We start from the raw sequence: 21,023 nt of genomic DNA, 5'->3' as shown, positions 1-21,023 counted from the left end.
TTAACTCACTTTAAAGATGGTTTTATGTACAAGTTATCCACTTATTTTAGCACATTATTAACAATAATGTCTTTATTTTTTATATTCTTTTATCTCCTTTATAAGAATATTTATTTTCTGATTAAAAATAGGGTCTGTTTTTATCTGTTCCTTTACTTTGTCACAGGCATGCATAATTGACGAATGATCTCTTCCGCCGAATTCATTTCCTAAATCAGAAAATGTATATTCCGTAAGTTCTTTTGCAATGTAAAGGGCAATATGACGGGGATGAACGAATTTTTTATCGCGCTTTTTGCTTTTTAAGTCAGCAATAGAAATCTGATAGTTTTTTGCAACTACTTCCATAATGTTTTTTATTGATATGTTTCCTACGGCAGGAGAACTGTATAAGTCCTGAAGCTGCTGCTGCGCGATTTCTGCCGTTATTTCCGTTTCAAAAATATCTGAATAGTTAATGATTTTGTTAAGAGCCGCCTCAAGATCACGTATGTTTGTTTCAACAGATTTGGAAATTACATCTACAACATCATCAGAAAGTGTTTTTCCTTCATTTTCGAGTTTTTTATAGATGATGGCTTTTCTTGTTTCAAAATTAGGCGGCTGAAGGTCAAGGCTCATTCCCGAACCAAGGCGGCTTACAAGACGTTCCTCCATTTTTTCAATTTCTTTTAAAGGGCGGTCACAGGTAAAAACCATCTGTGCCTTGTTTTTATGAAGAGCTTCAAATACATAAAAAAGTTCCTGCTGTATTCCTTCCTTTCCCTGAAGAAACTGGATGTCATCAATTAAAAGAACGTCAAGTTTTCGGTATTTATTTTTGAATTTATCCGCTGTTTTTGTTAAAAGGGAATTTGTAAATTCATTCAAAAAAGATTCTGCCTGAATATAGCATATTTTTTTTGAAGTTCCGTATTTTTCATAAATCCTGTTACCTATTGCCTGCATCAAATGGGTTTTTCCAAGACCTACACCGCCGTATAACAATATAGGATTTGTTTTTGTGCCGGGATTTTCCGCAACTGCAAGGGCAACTTTATAGGCAAAATTACTGGAACTTCCTTCACCGGTAATAAAATTATCAAAGGTAAAGTTTTCATTAAGTGTGTTGTTTTTTATTTCTTTTGAGTCTAACTGTTCATAATCATATTTCTGTTTTTTTTCTTCTTTTTTAATTTTTTCCGAAAGATTTTCAGTTTCCTTTTCTTCTGATTTTTCTGAAAAAATCATTTCGTTTTTTATTTCTGGGATAATTTCTATATGAGGAAGCCCTGATATTTCCTTTATTTTTTCGATTACTTTATCTACGTTTCCCTTTGATTTCATTGAATTCCACATAAACTGATTAGGAACGGAAACTTTTATAGTATCTATGTTATCTTCTATATAATTCATATTGAACCACAAAGTGAATTCTTTTTCTTTTTCTTCACCCTGTAATTTGTATTCATTTTTCAGCTGATCCATTGCAAACAGCCATACTTCTTTCAGATTATTGTCGCTCATATCCCAAATTATAAACAGTCTTTACTTTTTTTTTCAATATAAGTATACTTTAAAAAATAATTTTACAAGTATTTTCTATATAAAGCACCTAAAATTATATGTTTTTTCAAATCTATGATTTTCAAAATAGTTTTCAGGTGGATGATAGAACAAAAATCAAGGATAAATAAATGTCTGCTACTTATGATGCTGGTAATATTCAGGTATTAAAAGGATTAGAGGCTGTTAGAAAACGCCCGGGAATGTACATCGGCTCAACAGGTCCTAGAGGGCTTCATCATCTTGTTTATGAAGTTGTAGATAACAGTATCGATGAAGCAATGGCAGGATACTGCGACACTGTTACAGTAGCACTTGAAAAAGACGATATTGTACGCGTTGAAGATAACGGACGCGGAATTCCTGTTGATATGCATCCTACGGAACACGTAAGCGCCCTTGAGCTTGTTCTTACGCGCCTTCACGCCGGCGGAAAATTTGACAAAGGTTCTTATAAAGTATCAGGAGGTCTTCACGGAGTAGGCGTTTCCTGCGTAAATGCACTTTCTACCTGGATGGAAGCAACCGTAATCCGTGACGGTCATATTTACCGGCAGAAATTTGAAATAGGCGTTCCAAAAACAAAAGTAGAAGAAATCGGAAATTCTGATGCACACGGAACGACTATACGCTGGAAAGCAGACAAAACAATTTTTACGGAAACAACAACGTATGATTACGATGTTTTAAAACTTCGCCTTAGGGAACTTGCCTTTTTGAATAAAGGAATAGTTATAAAATTCAGGGATGAACGCCTGGAAAATACTAAGGAAGAAATTTTAAAATATGAAGGCGGTATAAACGAATTCGTAAAGGATTTAAATGAAGGAAAGCCTGTCGTTCCGCCGGAACCTATTTACATAAATGAAGAAAAAGACGAAGTCATCACAGAAATTTCAATTCAGTACAATAATTCATATTCAGAAAATATCCATACTTTCGTTAATGACATCAATACACGGGACGGTGGAACTCATCTTGACGGATTTAAAAATGCACTGACATACGTTTTGAATAAAAGTCTTGATGCCAATGAAAAACTCAAGAAAAGTTTTGAGAAAGACGAAAAGCTGATGGGCGAAGATGTCCGCTCAGGTCTTACAGCTGTTATTTCAATGAAAGTTCCTGAACCTGAATTTGAAGGTCAGACAAAAGAAAAACTTGGCAATACAGAAGTTCGTACAATAGTTGATCAGATTGTAAAAGAAAAACTTACGATTTTCTTTGAACAAAATCCTGATGTTCTTGAATCTATCCTTAAAAAAGCAATGGATGAAGCAAAAGCGCGTATTGCTGCCCGAAAGGCAAAGGATAACGCTCGTAAAAAGTCGATGTCAGACGGATTTGGGCTTCCGGAAAAACTTGCGGATTGTTCTTTAAAAAATCCTGAAATGTGCGAAGTTTATATCGTAGAGGGAGATTCTGCAGGCGGTTCTGCAAAAAAAGGACGCGATCCAAAAACTCAGGCAATTCTTCCTTTGTGGGGAAAAATGCTCAATGTTGAAAAAGTCCGCCCTGAAAAAGTAATGAACAATGACAAGCTTGAACCTGTAATTGCTTCTTTAGGAACAGGTTTTGGAAAAGATTTTAATATAGAAAAACTGCGTTATCATAAAATTATCATTATGGCAGATGCCGATGTAGACGGTTCTCATATCCGTACGCTTCTTCTGACTTTCTTTTTCAGGTATATGCCTCAAATAATTGAAAAAGGCTATGTTTATCTTGCAATGCCTCCTCTTTTCAAAGTACAGCTTGGAAAAAAAGAGCCTGTTTACTGTTATAGCGATGCAGAACGAGATTCCGCACTTGAAGCACTGGGAGAACAGAGAGACAAGGCTGACGTTCAGCGTTACAAAGGTCTTGGTGAAATGGACGGAAAACAGTTGTGGGAAACTACAATGGATCCTGCGCGCCGGAAAATGCGTGTCGTAACAATTCCAGATGCAATTGCAGCAGATAAAATTTTCAGCGTATGTATGGGCGAAGAAGTAGAGCCGCGCCGTCGGTTCATTGAAGAAAACTCAAGCTATGCTAATCTGGATATATAACCGTAGAAAAACAGGAAAATAGAAATGGAAGAAATAACAACACCAGAAGGTGGAAAAGTAATAAAAATATCAATTGAAGATGAAGTAAAACAGGCATACATTGACTATTCAATGTCCGTAATTGTTCAGCGTGCTTTGCCTGATGTCCGCGACGGACTTAAACCTGTTCACCGAAGAATTATGTATGCAATGGATACTCTTCATCTTGCATCCAGCGGAAAAACAAAAAAATGTGCTACGATTGTAGGTGAAGTTTTAGGACATTATCATCCTCACGGAGATGCTTCTGTTTACGATGCACTTGTCCGTCTTGGACAGGATTTTTCGCAGAGATATACGACGGTTACTCCGCAGGGAAACTTCGGTACGATTGCAGGTGACCCTCCGGCTGCATACCGTTATACCGAAGCAAAAATGTCTAAGATTACGGAAGAAATGGTTGCTGACATCAGTAAGGAAACAGTTGATATGATTCCTAACTTTGATGACAGCACAAAAGAACCTTCTGTTCTTCCTTCAAAATTTCCTTTCCTGCTTTGTAACGGAACAACAGGTATTGCAGTCGGAATGGCTACAAATATGCCGACTCATAACCTTCGTGAAGTTTCTGCTGCAATCTGTGCATATATTGAAAATAATGATATTTCCATAGAACAGCTGATGACTCACATAAAAGGTCCTGATTTTCCGACAGGCGGAATAATCTATGGAAAGGACGGAATAAAAAAAGCTTATTCTACCGGACGCGGAAAAATAACCATACGTTCAAAATTTTCCATTGAAACAGACAAGCACGGTCGTGAGTCCATTGTTTTTACGGAAGTTCCGTACGGAGTTAATACAACTAATATTATCCGCCGTATAAAAGAACTTATCCGTGACAAGCAGATTGACGGAATTGTAAATGCAAATGATGAATCATCTGACCGTTCCGGAATGCGTCTTGTAGTCGATTTGAAAAAAGGTGCAATAACAAAACTTGTACTGAACCAGCTTTTTGCAAAGACAGACTTGCAGTCAAATTTCGGCGTCATCAATCTTGCTCTTGTTCCTGTTAAGAAAGACAACGGAATGCGCTATCTTAAACCGGAAGTCCTTACCCTAAAACAGTTAATTCAGTATTTTGTCTCTCATCGTGATGAAGTCATTACCCGAAGAACGCAGTATGATTTAAAAATTGCACAGCACAGAATGCATATTCTTGAAGCTCTTATTACTGCAATCAATAATATTGACGAAGTCATAAAGATTATAAAAGCAAGCCGTGATACAGAAGATGCAAAAAATCAGCTTGAAGCCCGTTTTTCTTTTGATGATGAACAGGCTCAGGCAATAGTTGATATGCAGCTTAAACGGCTTACTCATTTGCAGATTGAAGATTTGCAGAAAGAAATCCGTGAGCTTCAGGCATATATTGATTATCTGAAAGATTTGCTTGAACATCACGAGAAAATTCTTGACCTTATTAAGAAAGAAACAAATGAAATGGCAGAAAAATACGGCGATGACAGAAGAACAGACATCGTTGCCGATGAAGTAGAAGAAATAAACGTTGAAGATATGATTAAGGAAGAAGACATGGTTGTTATGATTTCTAAACTTGGTTATATGAAACGTGTTTCTGTTTCTGCATATAAAAAACAGGGTAGGGGAGGAACAGGCAGCAACAGTACAGCCCTTCTTGAAGACGATTACATCAGCCAGCTGTTCATCGGTTCTACCCACGATTATATTCTGTTCGTAACAAATGCCGGAAGGGCATACTGGATAAAAGTTCACGAAATACCAGAGTCTTCCAAGAACAGCCGCGGAACTCACATAAAGAGTATGATTGCTATTGGTGCTGACGAAGAAATTACGACTGTCGTTACCTTGCGAGAATTCAGCGATACACAGTATCTGTTTATGACTACTTCAAACGGTATTGTAAAAAAAGTTCAGACAAGTGAATTTGCAAATGCAAAGACTCGCGGCATTATCGGATTGAAGCTTAAGAACGGCGATAAACTTATCAGTGCAATTCCTACAGACGGAAAATCTGAGGTACTTCTTGTTACGCGACGCGGAAAGGCGCTTCGTTTCAGCGAGAATACTGTCCGTGAAATGGGAAGAGCCAGCTGCGGTATCCGCGGAATGAAACTTTCTGAAGGTGATGAAATTTCAGGAGCAATTCAGGTAAAGGAAGGAGAAACTATACTTCTTCTTACTGAAAAAGGATACGGTAAGCGCGTAAGGTTTGAGGATTTTAATCCTCACGGACGTGGAACAGGTGGACAGAAGATTTTTGGAAAAACTGAAGAACGCGGCGAAATTATCGGACTTCTTACTGTAAAGGACGACGATGAAGTTGTATGTATGACAAGCCAGGGTAAGACACTGCGCGTTCTGGCAAATACAATAAATCAGCAGGGAACTGGCTCTACGGGCGTAAAGGTAGTAAAAGTTTCTGAACCTGATTTCCTCGTAGGAATTGATAAAGTTCCGGGAGAAGATAATAAAGAATAGTTTAATTTGTTATAATATATAGAAATAAATAAAATGAAATATTATGCATTTTTATCTATAAATATGATGACAAAAAAAATTTATTCTATTATACTTTTAGAAGTGGGAAGCTGAATTATTTTCAGCCGGGAAAAATAAATACATCATCAGGCAGGACCAGTCAATTTTTATTGACTGGTCTTTCTTTTTAACGAGAAGTTCCACGTGAAACTATTTTAATAAAATAAAATTTTTTGCTTTTATAAAGTTATCCACAAATTGTTAACTAAATGTGGATAACTTTATACAGTTGTTTTTATATTTGTTTCACGTGGAATATATTGTTCTATAGTGATTTTTTTATTCTTGCGGATGAGCAGTTTTTATGGAAAGGCAGTAACTATTCTAAAATTTTTACCCGGTGGATTTTATAAATTATATCGTACAGGAAATTTTATATTTCAGAAAAAGTAACTGCACATTAGCAGTTATTTGATTAGAAAATCATTGAAGCTTTTTTAATTATTAAATGTTCCACGTGAAACGTTATATGCAGATTTTATGACTGATTTTTATTTGCTGTATAAGGTTTGAGTAATAATGTTTCTCGTGAAACAATCTATGGTTCTTACAACAATTTTATTTAAGATGAAAATATAATTCGTCTGATTATTTTTTTTATTCATCAAAAATAAGTTAAAGAATAAAGGTAGTTTGTTTTCATGTAAATCTGCTTTATTGTTCCACGTGAAACATCAGTTTATCCACAAATTGTTAACTAAATGTGGATAACTAAAAAGTTTCTCGTGAAACATTATTGAAATTATCATCAGTCGTTTCAAAATGGAAGATGATAAAAATAATTAACGAATGAATGTTATTTTTGCGGATAAGCTAAATTCTTCGAAACTGTAAATATTTCTTCTGTGCTTTATTCTGGGTGTTGATTAAGAATAGTTTATTTTAACAAACGAACGGTTGTTTTTATATTTTGCCGTAATGCATCGTCAGCACTGTTAGTTAAAAACGTCTTTTTTATTCGTGCGGAAATATTTATTTCTGGATGTAATTATTTTTCTGCGCGCTGACTTAATACGTTTGATTTTACCGAAGCAGCGTTTTTGTCAGTTTTTGATTTTTAAAGTTCATTAAATAAAGTTCCGATAAAAAATTATGGACAGTACAAAAACTCTTTTAATTATGATTTTTTTTATAATATTCGGAATTGTTTTTATTGCCACAGGACTTTTCTTTATGTCAGACGGTTATTTGAAAAAATTATCACAGTCTGTTGAAGATGTAAAAAAATCAAGACATCTTGTAAAGGCAGGAAAATTATGCGGTTCTGTTTCTATGGGAATAGGCGCTTTTACTGTTTTCTGCGGTATTATTGCAAAATTCTTTCCGTCTGTTTTTCCGTTTTTTGCATTGCTGTATGTAATTATTCTCATAATAAGTTTTTCGCTTATTATTTTTTCACTTAAAATGAAATAAGTTTTTACCTTGGGAATTATTTGTCTGAAAATCAGAAAGTACATTTTATTCCGGCCGATGCGGAAATTCCGGGCATAGGGTAGTCTGGAACAGCCTCGTAATCTGCATCAAGTATGTTTTCAATTCTTATGTAAGGTTTTATGTGTTCCCAGAATTGAAATTCCATTGAGGAATTAAGCAAAAAGTACGGGTCTGTGTATGATGTATTTAGATTGGAAATATATTTTTTCCCTACATAATTTGATTCTACGGAGATGAAAACATATTTTGCATTCAGCGAAACTATAAGAGATCCGACAAAATCCGGAGTCCACATTATGCGGTTTCCGTATGTAAGTTTGTTTGATTTATCCAGAAGCTGATTATGCAGATATTCGACATTGCCTTTTACGGTAAGAACAGAGAAAAATGTTTTTTCAAACGATACGTCAAGTCCAAGATAAAAGGCGGAGGCAACATTCTGCGGCATCCATTTTCCGGAAGAATTTGATGACCACTGTATTTTATTTGTGTAATAATTCGTAAAAACGCAGATTGAAAACGGAATGAATATATTGTGAGCATTTACCGTACATTCTGCGCCCCATCCGTATTCCGGCGTTAAATCCGGGTTGCCGCAGGCGTAGGAAGAATCTCCCCAGTATAAATCGTCCATATTTGGAAACTGAACCATACGGTAGCCGTTCAGCATAATGGCTGCATATTTGAAAGATGCGCGTATTCCCAGCTTTGGAATGAATGCGATGTTTTTTCCGCTGAATTTAATTGAAAGCGGAACTGTAACAGAAAAAATATCGTTCAGAAAAAATCTGCTTGTTTCTTTGAATGTTCCCGAAAAAAGAGTATGAATTCCATCGTCCGTGGAATTTAAATGCGTTACATTCAGCGTAATTCCAGCCGCCTGCTGGAAACGTTCGTATTTATAAAAGTCTGCGGCGGAAGAAAGAATGAAACTGTTTACGTAGTGGCGGCTTTCCGTTTGTTCCTCGTAGAACCTTGTGTTTGAGAGCCAGGCGGCATTTCCGTCCAGTTTAAGTGACTGATTTATGGACGGAAAGGAAACGTTAAAAGAAAGGTTGTTGTCAAAGTCTTTTTGAATTCCTGTTGTAAGGGAAGTTTCAGGACCTGGAATTTCTTTACGGGCGGCATACGTTGAATTTCCGATATTCCAGTTGTTTCCGTTTCCAAAAAAGTGCGAAAGTTTTATGTCGCTGTTTCCGTCATATACTGATGAATGTTCGCGGACGGACGTTTTGTTTTTATAGTTGATGAACGGATATTTATTCTGCGCCGCCGTTCCTTTTATGTTTGTTTTGAGGAACGTATTTTCTGAAATCTGTCCGCTGTAGCCGAATTTCTGGCAGAATGTGTCGAACGGAGAATTTTTATTGAAAAAAGTTTTTACCGATGAGTCTGCCGAAAAATGATGTCCGAGCGTCTGTTTTTTGGTGGTGATATAAATAGCGCCGCCTACAGCTCCTTCGTCCGAAACCTGCTCGGTAAATCCGCCTTTTACGATTTCAATTTTTTCTATGTCTGCGGTGTTTATTGTGGAAAAATCGAACGTTCCGTACTGGGCGTTGTTTACGCAAATTCCGTCTATGACGATGCGGACTGTTTCATCTGTAAATCCACGGACGGACGGTTTTGACTCCAGACCGTATGCGCCGTACGAAAGAATTTGAATTCCTGCCGCCTGAAAAAACGAAGTAATGCTTTCTGCATTTGTACGTTCAATCTCTTCACGTGTGTACGACTGCCGCTGTTCAACGATGCCGGAATTGATGTAGGTGTACAGGTGCGGTAAAGAGACTTTAGGATTTTCGGGCGGCTCTGTTGTTTCGTCTTGGGTATCATCTGATGATGAAAAAGCTTGCGGCTGGCGCATGTTTCTATTTATAGAAACATCGTTATTCTGGGAGATTGCGGAAGTAGAAAAAAGAAAAGCGGACAGAAAAATTATGCCCACTTTTTGTGAAGAAAGTTTCATCAGTCGGAAATTTTTGAAAATTCTGTTGTAGATAGACTTCCAAAATATCCGTTGTCAATAGTGTATAAAGATATGCATTCTTCTAAAGAATTCTGAAAATCATATTTTGATTGGGAATTATATGCGTCACACATATTAACAGATGTTGATTTCAAATTGGAATATGCAACAGCAGACCATTTACCTTTGCATTCAATTGTATAAGGTTGATTTGAATTATCGTAGCCTGTGATATTTGTTGAAAGTTGATAATAAATATATCCGGAATAATCATCAATTTTTCCTATATAGATTTGACCCTCGTGTTTGTCATAACTAGATGTTTCAATAAATGATGTTGATATTTGTGTGTCATAAGTACCGTAAGTATTATAACTATCATAAATATCTTTCCATTTTCCGATGAGCGGACTGTCTGAAGAAAGTTCTTCAACTCCTTGCGGAAGGGGATTATCATCATCCGCCGTTTTACAAGATGCAAGAGAGAATGATAATGATACAACAATTAAAAGTGCGCCTAAGAATGTGGCGGCGCTGCCAAAAGAGAAGCGTGTGCTTTTCATAGAAATGCTCCGAAATCCAGGGACTGCGTAGATTTCTGTGTGTTTGCCGTTCCATACGGAAGGCATAAACTTGTAAAAAAGTTTAGCGTGTACCAACGTTTCCTGACTCCGGAAACTGTTTCCGCCTTCCCGCAGAATGCAGTGACATAATCAGCAGAGTTTGAAAAATGCTGATGATTTTTGAAAACAGCTTTTTTTTCCGATACAGTTGCGCACCCAGCTCAAGCTTTGCCGGCAGTTCGCAGACCGCCGCCGTACTTGATTCCATTGAAATACACAGACATAAGATAGCGTAATAAAAAGCAAAACGCAATATTGTTTTCTGTTACTTCAAGAGCGAGCGCAGTGCAGAAGCAAAGGCAGCTTTTTCCGTTTTTTTGGTGAACGCGGCATCGCATAATGCCGGAAGAGGAGCGCCAGAGGCGGCAACCCAGTAGCGTACGTCGTCCGATTGTTTATCTGGAGTACTGCAATTTGCCTGTGCAGGAGCAAGACCGGTCTGCGAGCAGAGCGACGGCTGAAGGGTGTTTGCCATAAGTTCAACTGAATTGCGGGCAATTTTATTTTGGGAAAGCGGAACTGCAAGAACGACAGGCGCTGCAAAATGACGTTCGTTTGCATAGCTTAAAGACGGATAGTAAATCGAGCTGTACTGTGAAATCGTCTTGTATTCTATAGTGCGGTGCTGTGAAAGAGTCATAAACGTAATGGCAGTAAGGTTCGCCGCCATATAGGCGTTTATATCCCTGAACGTTATCTGGGTTATATTTTTTGGAATGAGCCCGGAGTCTTTCCAGGAAGAAATCATAGAAAGAGCTTTGTAAAGTTCTCCGTCCTCCTGTGCCATCTGAGAAATAAGCTCGGTGCAGGAAGAAACGGTTATGTTCCCGGAGTCAGAAAGTGCTTTGAGTTTTGACGTCATACTGTTCCACGCCTGTACTCCGGAAAGCGACTCCACCAAAGCGCCGAATACGTTTATGAGCATTTCATCATTTCCTGCGGAAAAAAGAACAGGAACTACGGATGCGCTTTTTGTTTTTTCTGCAAGGCGCTCAATATCGTTCCAGAAATTGACGGCTGGAATACCGCTGTTTTTAAAAGCATTCAGGTTTACGTCTATTTCGTAGTTGTCTATAAGAAGCGGAACGCCGGTGATTTTTCCGTTTGCAGAATATGCAGTCGCTTTTACGGAAGTCGTCATTCCATTAAGAATCGAAGAGTCAAAACCAGTTTTTTTGGAGGCGGCAAGAGAAGCTGCATATTCGGCGTTCCTGCCGTTGTATATAAAAAGAATGTCAGGTTTTTTGGAATTTTTTATTGCAGACTTTAAATCAAGCGTGTCATTCAGAATGACGATTTCGTACGGCAGGGATTTTTTGTTCCGGCGGGTATGCGTTTTTTGAAGGACGGCTGTAATTCCTTTTTGCGTGTTTTCTGGAATTCCGTAGAATGCCGCTACCGGCTTTTTGTTCAGCAGAGAAAGAATGACAAAAAATAAAATGAAGAAAAGAATTATTGCAGCTGAAATTGAAAATATAATGCTTTTAAAAGTAATTTTTGTTTTCATTCATTTATTTTATCACAATAAAAATAAACTGAACAGTTTTAGTTTTTGGAGTAGACACAGCCGCAATACTGCTGGCGGTAAAGACCGTATTCTGCGCTCAGTTCAAGGCTGCGCTTAAATCCGCCGAGTTTTTTAAAGTCTGAAGAAAGGAAGATTGGACCTGGATTTTCTTCAATCTGTTTTCCGAGAGTGTTTATTTTTTCTGCGTCCTTGAACGGACTGATTGAAAGAGTTGTGGTGAACCATTCAAAGTTATTTAGATAAGCGTATTCATAGGCACGGCGAAGGCGGAACGCGTAACAGCGGCGGCAGCGTTCTCCCTTTTCTTTTTCCTGCGCCATCTCCGGGCTTTCGTTTATTCTGATTGCTGCATAAAAGTCCTGAGGATTATATTCCTGCACCACAAGATGAACGCTGTTCTGTACGGCAGGCGGAAATTCCAGAAGAAAATTCTGAAGTTCCAAAAGCCGCCGCTCGTATTCTTCCTGCGGATAAATGTTCGGGTTATAGTAAAGAATTGTTATGTCAAAATACGCAGAAAGATATTCGATGACGTAGGAAGAACACGGCGCACAGCAGGCGTGAAGGAGAAGCTTAGGTTTTTTATGCGCCGTTTTTATCTGTTCAAGGATTTTTTCAAGCTGTTTCTGATAATTTATTTTTTCCATGATTTTAACTTTCGTATGTTTTAAGAATGCTCTCTGCCGTCTGTATTTTTGACTGGCGCAGGTTCATTGACTGCCGTTCGATGTAGCGGTGAGCCTGCTGTTCCGTCATATTAAGGTATCTTCCAAGAACGGTTTTTGCGCGGGCAATCAGCCTTTCTTCCTCAATCGTCGCCCGTTCGGCAGAAAGCTGCGTTTCTACTGTAAGAATTCTGCGCTTATTTGCGGCAAATACGATGAGCGCTTTTTCCACGTCATCTGCTTTTATCGGAGAGGTAAACACAATTACTCCGGCTTCAGAAAGTTCCATAACGTCGTTTTTTTCAGCAGAGTCTGCAAGCAGTAAAAGCGCAGAATTAGTTTTTTGTGCCGTGCGCAGAAAAAACTGTTTCAGTTCGCCGGAAATGGAATTTGCTTCTGCCGCAATGCAGTCAAACTGTTCAACATCAATATATTCTTCCGTCTGCAGAATGTCGTCCGTAACGATTTTTTTTGCAAAGGCGGACTCCAGCTGTTCTGGAAATAAAGAAAGAGAAAAATCGGTCTGCTTAAGAAAAAGAATGGAATTCACAGTACTTGCGTACTATATTAGAATTCTTTTTTGATTTTTGGAAGTTCTTTTTCCCAAATGCCTGCCATATATGCGTAGCCGTCTGCGTTCGGGTGAATTCCGTCGCGGCACATCAGGTTTCTGTAGTTTTCTGACTCAAGCATTGCAAGGCGCATATCGACAAACTGCACGTTATTTTCATAGCAGAATTTTACGATGTGCATATTGTAAATTTCGTGGTTGCGGTAAAGGACGTCCGGCGTATTTTTTGTAAATGCATTTACTGCGTCCGCATTGTAGCTGTTGCAGATATGCCCGTACCACCAGTCAGGAACAAGAGGCGGCATTGTCATAAGGACAGGCGTGATTTTGTTTTCGCGGCAGGCGTTCACCATTTCGCCGATAATCCGTATAAAATCGCCAAGGACAACGCGCGGCTGGTGAAGTGCGCCGGGATTTTCGCAGACAACGTTCCAGTCGTAGTCGCAGTCGTTTCCGCCGGACTCGATTATGGCAAGCTCTCCGACGACGCCTTTTTCGATGTCCTTTGAAAGACGGCGCTGGGTTTTGGTGATGATGCTTCCGAATACGCTTTGGTTGTTCAGCTCAAAGCCAAGTGCGCGGGAAGCAAGGGAAAGACTGTTTTCTTCGATTATGTCAAAAAGATGACCCGACCCTGTTCCGGTAACTGCACCTTTCAGAATAGAATCTCCGTAGACTGATATTTTTTGTACGTTGTTTTCCATATATAAAATAAGACAATCGAACGGAAAAAAAGTTGCAAATTTTTCTGAATGAGCCGGAGGTTTTGACTGTCCACCAAATGTAATTTTATCTGTGGGATTTCATTTCTTTTAAGAGAGCGATGACGGATTTTTTGTCGTTTTCGGAGAGGGTGTTGAAGGTTTCTGCGACAAAGCGTGTTTCTGCCGGAATTTGCGGTGTTTTTTCCGTTCCGCCTGTTACAAGGTATTCCACCGAAACGCCGAGGGCGCGGGCGATTTTGTATGTGACATCTGCCGGTGGCATAGATGGATTTTTAGTTGCAACATACGTATATAATGCCCGTTCGGCTACTCCCGATTTTTGAGATAGTTCTTTATAAGATAATCCTGAATAATCAATTTCTGATTTGAGATGTTTACTGAAATCCATCACTTTAGACTACAAGATTGTGAAGTTTTCTTGTTTGACAACAACTAAAAAACGAAGTAATATTTCAGAATAACTGCGTAATATAGTAGTTATAATTAAAAAATACTGCTTTATTTTTCAAAAAGGAAACCGCTCTCAATGTCCCTTTTTTCAGAACTTCAGAAAGCATCGTCAGAAGAAGACGTAAAGGACGCGTACATAAAGGCACTGCACCTTAAAAGCTATCAGAAAAACCTCATCGACATTCAGACAAAGGAAGTATGGTTTGAGGCAAAAGTCGGGTGCAAAGTTTCAACATACGCAATGTTCACGCAGCTGTGTTTTTACGTGGCGCAGGCATTAAAAGAGGGCGAGGAAATTCCGCCGTTTCTGTGCGTGATAGACAGCGTAAAAGCCGCCATAATGGAAACGCAGACAGTCTATTCGCTTTTAAACGATAAGTCAGTCAAAATAAAATGGGGAAAGTCTGCAAGCGACGTAACCCAGGAAGCTCTTGAAGTCGTTTCGCAGTACATCGGTACGCATTTTGTTTCGTTCAGAATTGAAACGCAGGAAAAGGAATTTATAGACACTGTTCAGAAGGCGATTGCCACAGGCGAAATTATCCGCACGCAGATTACGCCGGACAACTTAAAGCAGGTTTTTGACCGCTGGGTAGAAATGATCGGGCGCGAAATCCGCGGAATAGAGCCGGAAAACTACTGCCTTCTTTTTTTTGCAGACATTATGAGCGACGGAACAGTAAGTACGCACGAAAACCTGCCTGCAGAACTTCTGCACAGGAACAACCGCCCGACTTTTCTTCTTGACGGCAAACTGTACGAACTTGGAAACTATGACGGCTACAGGAAATTCTGGGCAATCTACAACCGTCCGCCGGAAGTTGAATACCGCAACTATCTTCTGGAACGGCGCGACAGCCTTATTCCTACGGACGAGCGCAGTTTTAAGGGCGCATACTTTACGCCGCTTCACGTTGTAGAAAAAGCCTACGAACTTTTGAACAGGACGCTCGGAAAAAACTGGCAGCGTGACTTCATCGTGTGGGATATGTGCTGTGGTGTGGGAAACCTTGAAACAAAACATTCCAATCACCGCAACATTTTTATGAGCACGCTTGATCAGGCGGACGTAGACGTGATGAAAGCCGCAAAAACCTGCCGGGCTGCTACAAGGTTTCAGTACGACTATCTGAACGACGACATCACCGACGACGGAAAAATCGACTACACGCTTACGGAGAAAATTCCGCAGAGCCTTCGCACCGCCATTGCCGAAGCTAAAGCCGGAAAAGATGCCGCCGGAAAACCTGCGAAGAAAATTTTAGTGCTGATAAATCCGCCCTATGCGGAAGCGACAAACGCAGATAATACGGCAAAAGGTGCAGGAGATGCGGAAAATAAAACAGGTGTTGCAAAAACAAAATTTGCTTCTGTTGCAATGGAAAAATATGGAAAAGCAAGCAATGAACTTTTCACACAGTTTTTTGCTCGTATTGTACAGGAAATTCCAAATGTAACCATTGCAATGTTCAGTAAATTGAAATATGTAAATGCACCGAATTTTGAAGAATTTCGGAAAAATATAAGTATAAAATATTTAGACGGTTTTATTGTTCATTCAAAAAGTTTTGACGGTTTAAAAGGTGATTTTCCAATCGGATTTTTAATTTGGAAAACTTTCAAAGAATACACGGAATTCCCTTCTGAAATTTCCTGTGAAGTTCTTGATAAAGATGCAAAACCGATAGGTCAGAAATATTTTTATAATATTCCGAATGACCAATACTTAAATGTGTGGATAAAAAGACCTAGAGCAAATAATCAGGAAGTTATCCCTTTGTCAAATGCAATTACACCGACTCCGGGAAAAGTAAGAGTGAGTAAATGGTCTGATGATGGAATTGCCTATATGTACGCTGGTGTAAATGATCCTCAGCACGCCGGGCAGCAGACTGTTTTATTTTCATCTCCGTATGGTGGCGGAAATGGGTTTTATGTCACTCCTGAAAATCTCTGGCAAGCCGCCGTTGTTTTTACAGTCCGCAGAATAATTCCGCACACCTGGATAAACGACCGAGACCAGTTCCTTCAGCCGAACTGCGAACTTTCCGACGAATTCAAATCTGACTGCCTTGTGTGGATGCTTTTTAACGGCTCAAACCTTACCGCCGGCGCAGATAATCTTGTGTGGGATAACCGGGAATGGAGCATTACAAATCATTTTATTCCATACACCGAAGACGAAGTAAACGCGCCCGACCGTTTTGAAAGTGATTTTATGGTACGTTACATAGAAAAACAGCCGCACCTTTCCGGCACAGATTCGCCGTTTTCTCCCGAAGCGCGCGCCGTTCTTGAAGAAGGCAAAAAACTGTGGCGCGCGTATTTTTCTGCCACCGACGAACGGGCCGTCCGCGACAAATACAAGCTGAATCGCAGTGATGCAGGCTGGTACCAGATAAGGGGCGCGCTCAAATCCCGTAGCGAAAGCGGCGATTTTCCGCCGGTAAGCTTTACCGCCTTTGAAACCGCATACCGCACCCTCACTGAAAAACTGCGCCCGCTTGTGTACAAATACAGCTTTTTGCGGTAAGGACGGCAGAAAATCGCCTTGCAGAAAAACCAAAAGCGATGTATATTAAATAAAGAACGCACCCGTTGATAAACGGGCTGTCTTCACGATTAGCAAAAAACCGCCAAAGGTGTTCCAGCACTGGCGGTTTATTTTTTACTCTTTATCTTTCTTATTAAGGAAAGAGAGCAACGTTATAATAGTTGTAATTACAGTGGCAATACAAGTCACCAGAGCGATAATCAAATCTATCATACCGTAAGCCTCCCTTAGTCTATTATTCAGGCACAAGCCAGTAGAGTTCGGAAGACGCCGCCAAATCAACGGGTGCGGTTATGAGTATATACTATAATCTACAAAAATACAATATTTTTGTAGAGTGAAAAAATAATTATTCCTTCTTATTTATCGCAAATTCATCGCGGACGGTGCCGTCAAGGTCTTTTACGGTGATGTGTATGCTGTCTTTTGTTACGGTGCATAAAGCATATCCGCGGAATTCGGGGATTGTCTTTCCGTAATAGCCAGAGTTTTCGTTCACCTGTATTTTTGTCATTGAACCGCTCATACACGGAAGGGAAACGTATGTTATGCCGTTTATCGGGCTTGTTCGGTCGTAGAAATGGTTGTGTCCGTTTATGATTAAATCTGTGCCGTATTTTTCAAGCAGGGGAATTAAGTCGTCGCGGACTTTTAGGAACGATTTGTCAGGCACGGAAGAAAGGTATGCGCCTTTGTGGAATACGGCGACTGTCCAGCGTGATTTATTTTCCGAGAGTGTTTTTTCAAGCCAGGCGTACTGTTCGGAGTCCGGGCGGACGGGAATGTTCGTATTTATCATCAAAAAGCGCGTATTTCCGTAAGTGCAGGAATAGTAGCGGTCTTTAAGTCCAAGATATGATTTGAACAGTTCAAATCCGGTGTCGTTGTTGCCTTCTGCGGCGGCAAACGGAATTCCGTTCAGAAGAGGTATTTTCTGAAAAAAGTTTTCGTTCCAGTTCTTTACTTTTCCGTCTTCAAGCATATCTCCGGCAGAAATAATGCAGTCCGGCTTTTCTGATGCAACGCAGTTAAAGCCTTTTTCGGTCAGTTCCGGGAATGTCTGGTGGTCGGAGATTGCGGCAAAAGTAAACGGTAAATCTTCGGACGGAGCGGTGAACGATGCTTTTTTGTGTCCGCTTATTTTATAGGTATATGTTTTTCCGGGCGTGAGATTTTCAAAATCTGCATAAAAGCCGGAATCTTTGCCCGAAACAGTGCCTGTAACCGGCAGAATTCGGATTGTTTTTGCGCCTTTTTCCGTGAGCGTAACGGCGGCTGACGGTTTGTTATCGTTCCATATAAGGCGGAAGCCGTTGTCCGTTATGCGAAGGAGAGGCGGTCGCTGGAGCTGTTCTGCTTTCAGCGGCTGTTTTTCCTTGCCTTTTGCAAACAGCGCAGAAAACGAAAGTGTAATGATTACGGCAGAAATGACCGCCTTTTTTATAGATTTCATAAAAAGTTTCTCCTGTAAAAATAATCAGGGCTGTTCAAAAGAACAGCCCTTTTTACTGTTATATTTTATACTATTTTATACAATTACGCCTTTTGTTGAGGGAATTGAGCCGTTCCGCCGGGGGTCTATTTCAACTGCACTGCGGATTGCGCGCGCCGCCGCTTTGAAAAGTCCTTCCATTTTGTGGTGGTCGCTTCTTCCGCGGATAATGTCCAGATGAAGGTTACACTGCGCGCTGTTTACGAACGCCTGCCAGAAATCTTCAAAACAGTCCGTCTGAAAACTTGCTTCTACGCCGTTTGCGTTAAGGGAAACAAGCGGAATTCCTGAAAGTCCTGCGTTGCACACAAGAAAAGGACGTCCGCCAAAATCAACGGCGGCCTGTGCAAGAGTTTCGTCCATCGGGTAGATGAAACTGCCGCTCCGGAAGATGCCGGCGCAGTCACCAAGCGCTTTATTAAAGCACGCGCCAAGTACGATGCCTGTGTCTTCGATTAAGTGGTGCTGGTCTACGTTCAGGTCGCCCTTGATTGAGCCGCTTAAATCAAAAAGACCGTGCTTGCAGAAGGAGCGCAGCATATGGTCAAAAAAACCAATTGGATTTTCGATGCTGCATTTTCCGCTTCCGTCAAGGTTCAGTTCAAGCGAAATCTGCGTTTCGCCTGTAGTACGTTCTATTTTTGCTGTTCTCATTAAAGCATTACCTTCCGTAATTCATATTCAACGATGTCCGTTGCACCAAGACTCTGGAGTTTTGGTAGAAGTGTTGGAACTTCACTTTTTGTTACGGCCGTTTTGATTGCATAGCCGTTTCCGCCGAAAAGCGGCGAAACTGTAGGACTTCTCATTGACGGCAGACCCTCTACAAGCGCTTCGAAATTTTCTTCGGAAACGTTCATTTCAAGCATAACGCGTGTGCGTGCGTTTAGGACGGCTTCAAAAAGCATTTTAAGTTCAAGGATTTTCTGCTTTTTTTCTGGGTCATCCATTGCCTGTTTTGAGGCGTACATTCTTGTTGAGGACTCCATAAGCGTGTCCACGATTTTAAGGCGGTTTGCCTTAAGGGAAGAACCGGTTGAAGTGTTGTCGATAAGAATCTGCGCAAGGGCGTCCTTGTTGTCCTGCACGAAGCCTTCGCTTGTTCCCCAGGTTCGGAAAATGGAGCCGTTTATTTTTTTTGCATCAGCCCATTTTTTGCTGAGCGACTGGTATTCCGTGGCGATTGTAAGCGGTTTTTTTACGAGTTCATCGTAATTGACTGTTTCCGGGATTGCGGCAACGATGCGCACCGGGTCAAAGCCTAAGTCCATAATTTCTACAACGGAATCTTCTACGCCGTTTTCGTAAACCCAGTCTTTGCCGGAAAAACCGACATCGGCTTTATTCTGCGCAAGAAGTGCGCTTGTAATCTGCGGTTTTACTACCTGAAACGCCAGGTCTTTCTGGTTTGTCGTTGGAAAATACGTCCGTTCCGGCAGATGGATTGAAATTCCTACGTCATTTAAAAGTTCATAGACAGATTCATAAATTCTGCCTTTTGCCAAAAGAATTTTCAATTTTTCCATCTTAATACCTCGCACTTATAATTAAGTATGCGTTTATCATATAGAAGAAACTGCATAAATTCAATTATAAATACATCAAGTCAAGGCGCATTCGCCTTCGGCTCATTCAAGACCTTTACTTCGCCGTTTTTAGGGTTTGTTTTAAACCCTAAATAAAATAGGACAGTTATATTGCAAACTGTCCTATAAAAAAGTGCTGCTAATTTACTGAAAATTAATTTTTACTTATGCAGTTTTTAGAAGGGATTATGAGCACCTCGAAAACTCGTCTTTGACGACTATTTCGAGGTGCTGACGAGTTCTAAGTCGCTATAATATTGCAACTTAGAACATCGGATTTTCAAAGTTACCTCTAAAAATTGCAATTTTTAGAGGTTTCCTTATGTTTAATGTAGTCTAATTCTTCGTCAATAATGTGCATATTTTAAAAATCGGCAGATTTTGCCTTGTGATATATCGTAATATATCCCATTCCGGCAGTTAACTCAAATGAACACATACTGTTTAATGTACAGATTGTAGCAATTTCCTCTGAGTCTGTAGAAAGAGCTGTAAAAAACGTTCCAAAAAATACAATACCGCTAACAAGTGTCATTACGCGCCAGAATTCAGCTCTTTTCATATAACGCTTGCTGTCAGGATAACTGTACATCAATGACCTGAAATCACCGAACGACAGTTGTTCACCATCTAGAAATTCATAGCCGCTTGTATTTTTTAGGTTTGCCGTGTTCCTTATAAGCGGCAAACGAGTCATTTGTTCACTAGGTTGATTTTCACTGCTCCGTTTATAGCCGTCAGTAATTTCTTCAGAAAAAGAATTAGCACACAGGAACAATAAAAATAATATTATTACTTTTTTCATATTTCTCCCATAAAAAGTCAAGAAGATTGTTTCAACAATCGATTGACTTTTTATGCCGCTTCGCAATGAAATGAGAAGCGGCAGTTGATAAGGAAGTTCGCAATGCGAACTTGTGAATACGTCGAGTCAAGGCACGCTGTCACTTAAAGCCTTGACTTCTCTGTTTTTAAGGTTTGTTTTAAACCTTAAATAAAAACTTTGACGCTATTTCTGGCAAAGTTTTTATTACACCCTCTTAATAAACATCTATAAAATATTTTTTTTGTAAAGTCAATATTGTTTTTCTACAGGCAGTTCTAAAGGCAGAACGGTTCTTTTTGAAAATTCAGCCGCATAAGGATTGGAAGGGGTGCGAAGCACGTATTTTGAGGAGCGAAGCGGAGCAAAATACCGGACGCGAGTGCAAGCCCTGGAAAGCCGATGGGTGGAGGCGTTCTGCCCGTTTTTTTTCATTGATAAA

Annotated in this window: 16 protein-coding genes; 4 read left to right on the top strand and 12 right to left on the bottom strand. The window is 39.9% G+C overall.

The window, feature by feature from the left end:
* Positions 1–72 precede the first annotated feature (72 nt).
* Positions 73–1,506, bottom strand: coding sequence for a chromosomal replication initiator protein DnaA (dnaA, locus tag B5D55_RS01010; protein ID WP_078932115.1), 1,434 nt, complete (start codon positions 1,504–1,506; stop codon positions 73–75).
* 170 nt (positions 1,507–1,676) lie between these two features.
* On the opposite strand from dnaA, the gene gyrB reads away from it, so the two are divergent.
* The 3 genes from gyrB (at position 1,677) to B5D55_RS00995 (ending at position 7,574) form a co-directional block, all read left to right on the top strand.
* The gene (gene gyrB / locus B5D55_RS01005) at positions 1,677–3,596 is read left to right on the top strand and encodes a DNA topoisomerase (ATP-hydrolyzing) subunit B (protein WP_078932114.1); all 1,920 of its coding nucleotides are present in this window, start codon (positions 1,677–1,679) and stop codon (positions 3,594–3,596) included.
* A 24-nt stretch (positions 3,597–3,620) separates the two neighbouring features.
* Positions 3,621–6,101 (top strand): DNA topoisomerase (ATP-hydrolyzing) subunit A, encoded by a 2,481-nt coding sequence (gene gyrA, locus B5D55_RS01000; protein ID WP_078932113.1) that lies wholly within the window; start codon positions 3,621–3,623, stop codon positions 6,099–6,101.
* Positions 6,102–7,253: 1,152 nt separating this feature from the next.
* Positions 7,254–7,574 (top strand): hypothetical protein, encoded by a 321-nt coding sequence (locus B5D55_RS00995; RefSeq protein WP_078932112.1) that lies wholly within the window; start codon positions 7,254–7,256, stop codon positions 7,572–7,574.
* A gap of 31 nt (positions 7,575–7,605) precedes the next feature.
* Here B5D55_RS00995 and B5D55_RS00990 read toward each other — a convergent pair whose 3' ends face one another.
* The 7 genes from B5D55_RS00990 to B5D55_RS11395 form a co-directional block, all read right to left on the bottom strand.
* The gene (locus B5D55_RS00990; RefSeq protein WP_159446118.1) at positions 7,606–9,462 is read right to left on the bottom strand and encodes a TonB-dependent receptor plug domain-containing protein; all 1,857 of its coding nucleotides are present in this window, start codon (positions 9,460–9,462) and stop codon (positions 7,606–7,608) included.
* A 101-nt stretch (positions 9,463–9,563) separates the two neighbouring features.
* Positions 9,564–10,127 (bottom strand): hypothetical protein, encoded by a 564-nt coding sequence (locus B5D55_RS00985; protein WP_078932110.1) that lies wholly within the window; start codon positions 10,125–10,127, stop codon positions 9,564–9,566.
* A 325-nt stretch (positions 10,128–10,452) separates the two neighbouring features.
* On the bottom strand, positions 10,453–11,694 hold the full coding sequence (locus tag B5D55_RS00980) for a hypothetical protein (RefSeq protein WP_078932109.1): 1,242 nt from the start codon (positions 11,692–11,694) through the stop codon (positions 10,453–10,455).
* A 38-nt stretch (positions 11,695–11,732) separates the two neighbouring features.
* Positions 11,733–12,362: an epoxyqueuosine reductase QueH gene (locus tag B5D55_RS00975; RefSeq protein ID WP_078932108.1), complete on the bottom strand. Its 630-nt coding sequence runs from the start codon at positions 12,360–12,362 to the stop codon at positions 11,733–11,735.
* Between the two features lie 4 nt (positions 12,363–12,366).
* Positions 12,367–12,930 carry an ANTAR domain-containing response regulator gene (locus tag B5D55_RS00970; protein WP_078932107.1) on the bottom strand — a complete coding sequence of 188 codons (564 nt, stop codon included), beginning with the start codon at positions 12,928–12,930 and terminating at the stop codon, positions 12,367–12,369.
* A 17-nt stretch (positions 12,931–12,947) separates the two neighbouring features.
* A complete protein-coding gene (locus B5D55_RS00965) occupies positions 12,948–13,655 on the bottom strand; it encodes an SGNH/GDSL hydrolase family protein (protein ID WP_078932106.1) in 708 nt (235 codons plus the stop codon).
* Between the two features lie 85 nt (positions 13,656–13,740).
* A complete protein-coding gene (locus B5D55_RS11395) occupies positions 13,741–14,064 on the bottom strand; it encodes a helix-turn-helix domain-containing protein (protein WP_143593118.1) in 324 nt (107 codons plus the stop codon).
* Positions 14,065–14,202: 138 nt separating this feature from the next.
* Between B5D55_RS11395 and B5D55_RS00955 the strand changes: the two genes are divergently transcribed.
* Positions 14,203–16,659 carry a hypothetical protein gene (locus B5D55_RS00955; RefSeq protein ID WP_078932104.1) on the top strand — a complete coding sequence of 819 codons (2,457 nt, stop codon included), beginning with the start codon at positions 14,203–14,205 and terminating at the stop codon, positions 16,657–16,659.
* 370 nt (positions 16,660–17,029) lie between these two features.
* Here B5D55_RS00955 and B5D55_RS00950 read toward each other — a convergent pair whose 3' ends face one another.
* From B5D55_RS00950 to B5D55_RS00935, 4 genes are all read right to left on the bottom strand, one after another.
* Positions 17,030–18,133 (bottom strand): metallophosphoesterase family protein, encoded by a 1,104-nt coding sequence (locus B5D55_RS00950; protein ID WP_078932103.1) that lies wholly within the window; start codon positions 18,131–18,133, stop codon positions 17,030–17,032.
* Positions 18,134–18,208: 75 nt separating this feature from the next.
* A complete protein-coding gene (gene hisB / locus B5D55_RS00945; protein ID WP_078932102.1) occupies positions 18,209–18,826 on the bottom strand; it encodes an imidazoleglycerol-phosphate dehydratase HisB in 618 nt (205 codons plus the stop codon).
* Positions 18,826–19,698, bottom strand: a complete 873-nt coding sequence (gene hisG / locus B5D55_RS00940) for an ATP phosphoribosyltransferase (protein WP_078932101.1) — start codon at positions 19,696–19,698, stop codon at positions 18,826–18,828. The genes hisB and hisG overlap by 1 nt, the downstream gene beginning before the upstream one ends.
* 424 nt (positions 19,699–20,122) lie before the next feature.
* Entirely contained in the window at positions 20,123–20,563 is a 441-nt protein-coding gene (locus B5D55_RS00935) for a hypothetical protein (protein WP_078932100.1), read from the bottom strand.
* Positions 20,564–21,023 lie beyond the last annotated feature (460 nt).

The organism is Treponema porcinum, from assembly GCF_900167145.1.
Classification (GTDB): domain Bacteria; phylum Spirochaetota; class Spirochaetia; order Treponematales; family Treponemataceae; genus Treponema_D; species Treponema_D porcinum.
This window is presented reverse-complemented; position numbering and strand designations above follow the sequence as displayed.

Bases quoted from the DNA above. Each gene is read 5' to 3' on its own strand.
- B5D55_RS00965 (WP_078932106.1), bottom strand. From the start codon at position 13,655: ATGGAAAACAACGTACAAAAAATATCAGTCTACGGAGATTCTATTCTG.
- dnaA (WP_078932115.1), bottom strand. From the start codon at position 1,506: ATGAGCGACAATAATCTGAAAGAAGTATGGCTGTTTGCAATGGATCAG.
- B5D55_RS00980 (WP_078932109.1), bottom strand. From the start codon at position 11,694: ATGAAAACAAAAATTACTTTTAAAAGCATTATATTTTCAATTTCAGCT.
- B5D55_RS00935 (WP_078932100.1), bottom strand. From the start codon at position 20,563: ATGAAAAAAGTAATAATATTATTTTTATTGTTCCTGTGTGCTAATTCT.
- gyrB (WP_078932114.1), top strand. From the start codon at position 1,677: ATGTCTGCTACTTATGATGCTGGTAATATTCAGGTATTAAAAGGATTA.
- B5D55_RS00955 (WP_078932104.1), top strand. From the start codon at position 14,203: ATGTCCCTTTTTTCAGAACTTCAGAAAGCATCGTCAGAAGAAGACGTA.
- B5D55_RS00985 (WP_078932110.1), bottom strand. From the start codon at position 10,127: ATGAAAAGCACACGCTTCTCTTTTGGCAGCGCCGCCACATTCTTAGGC.
- B5D55_RS00950 (WP_078932103.1), bottom strand. From the start codon at position 18,133: ATGAAATCTATAAAAAAGGCGGTCATTTCTGCCGTAATCATTACACTT.
- hisB (WP_078932102.1), bottom strand. From the start codon at position 18,826: ATGAGAACAGCAAAAATAGAACGTACTACAGGCGAAACGCAGATTTCG.
- hisG (WP_078932101.1), bottom strand. From the start codon at position 19,698: ATGGAAAAATTGAAAATTCTTTTGGCAAAAGGCAGAATTTATGAATCT.
- B5D55_RS00995 (WP_078932112.1), top strand. From the start codon at position 7,254: ATGGACAGTACAAAAACTCTTTTAATTATGATTTTTTTTATAATATTC.
- B5D55_RS00990 (WP_159446118.1), bottom strand. From the start codon at position 9,462: ATGCGCCAGCCGCAAGCTTTTTCATCATCAGATGATACCCAAGACGAA.
- gyrA (WP_078932113.1), top strand. From the start codon at position 3,621: ATGGAAGAAATAACAACACCAGAAGGTGGAAAAGTAATAAAAATATCA.
- B5D55_RS00975 (WP_078932108.1), bottom strand. From the start codon at position 12,362: ATGGAAAAAATAAATTATCAGAAACAGCTTGAAAAAATCCTTGAACAG.
- B5D55_RS11395 (WP_143593118.1), bottom strand. From the start codon at position 14,064: ATGGATTTCAGTAAACATCTCAAATCAGAAATTGATTATTCAGGATTA.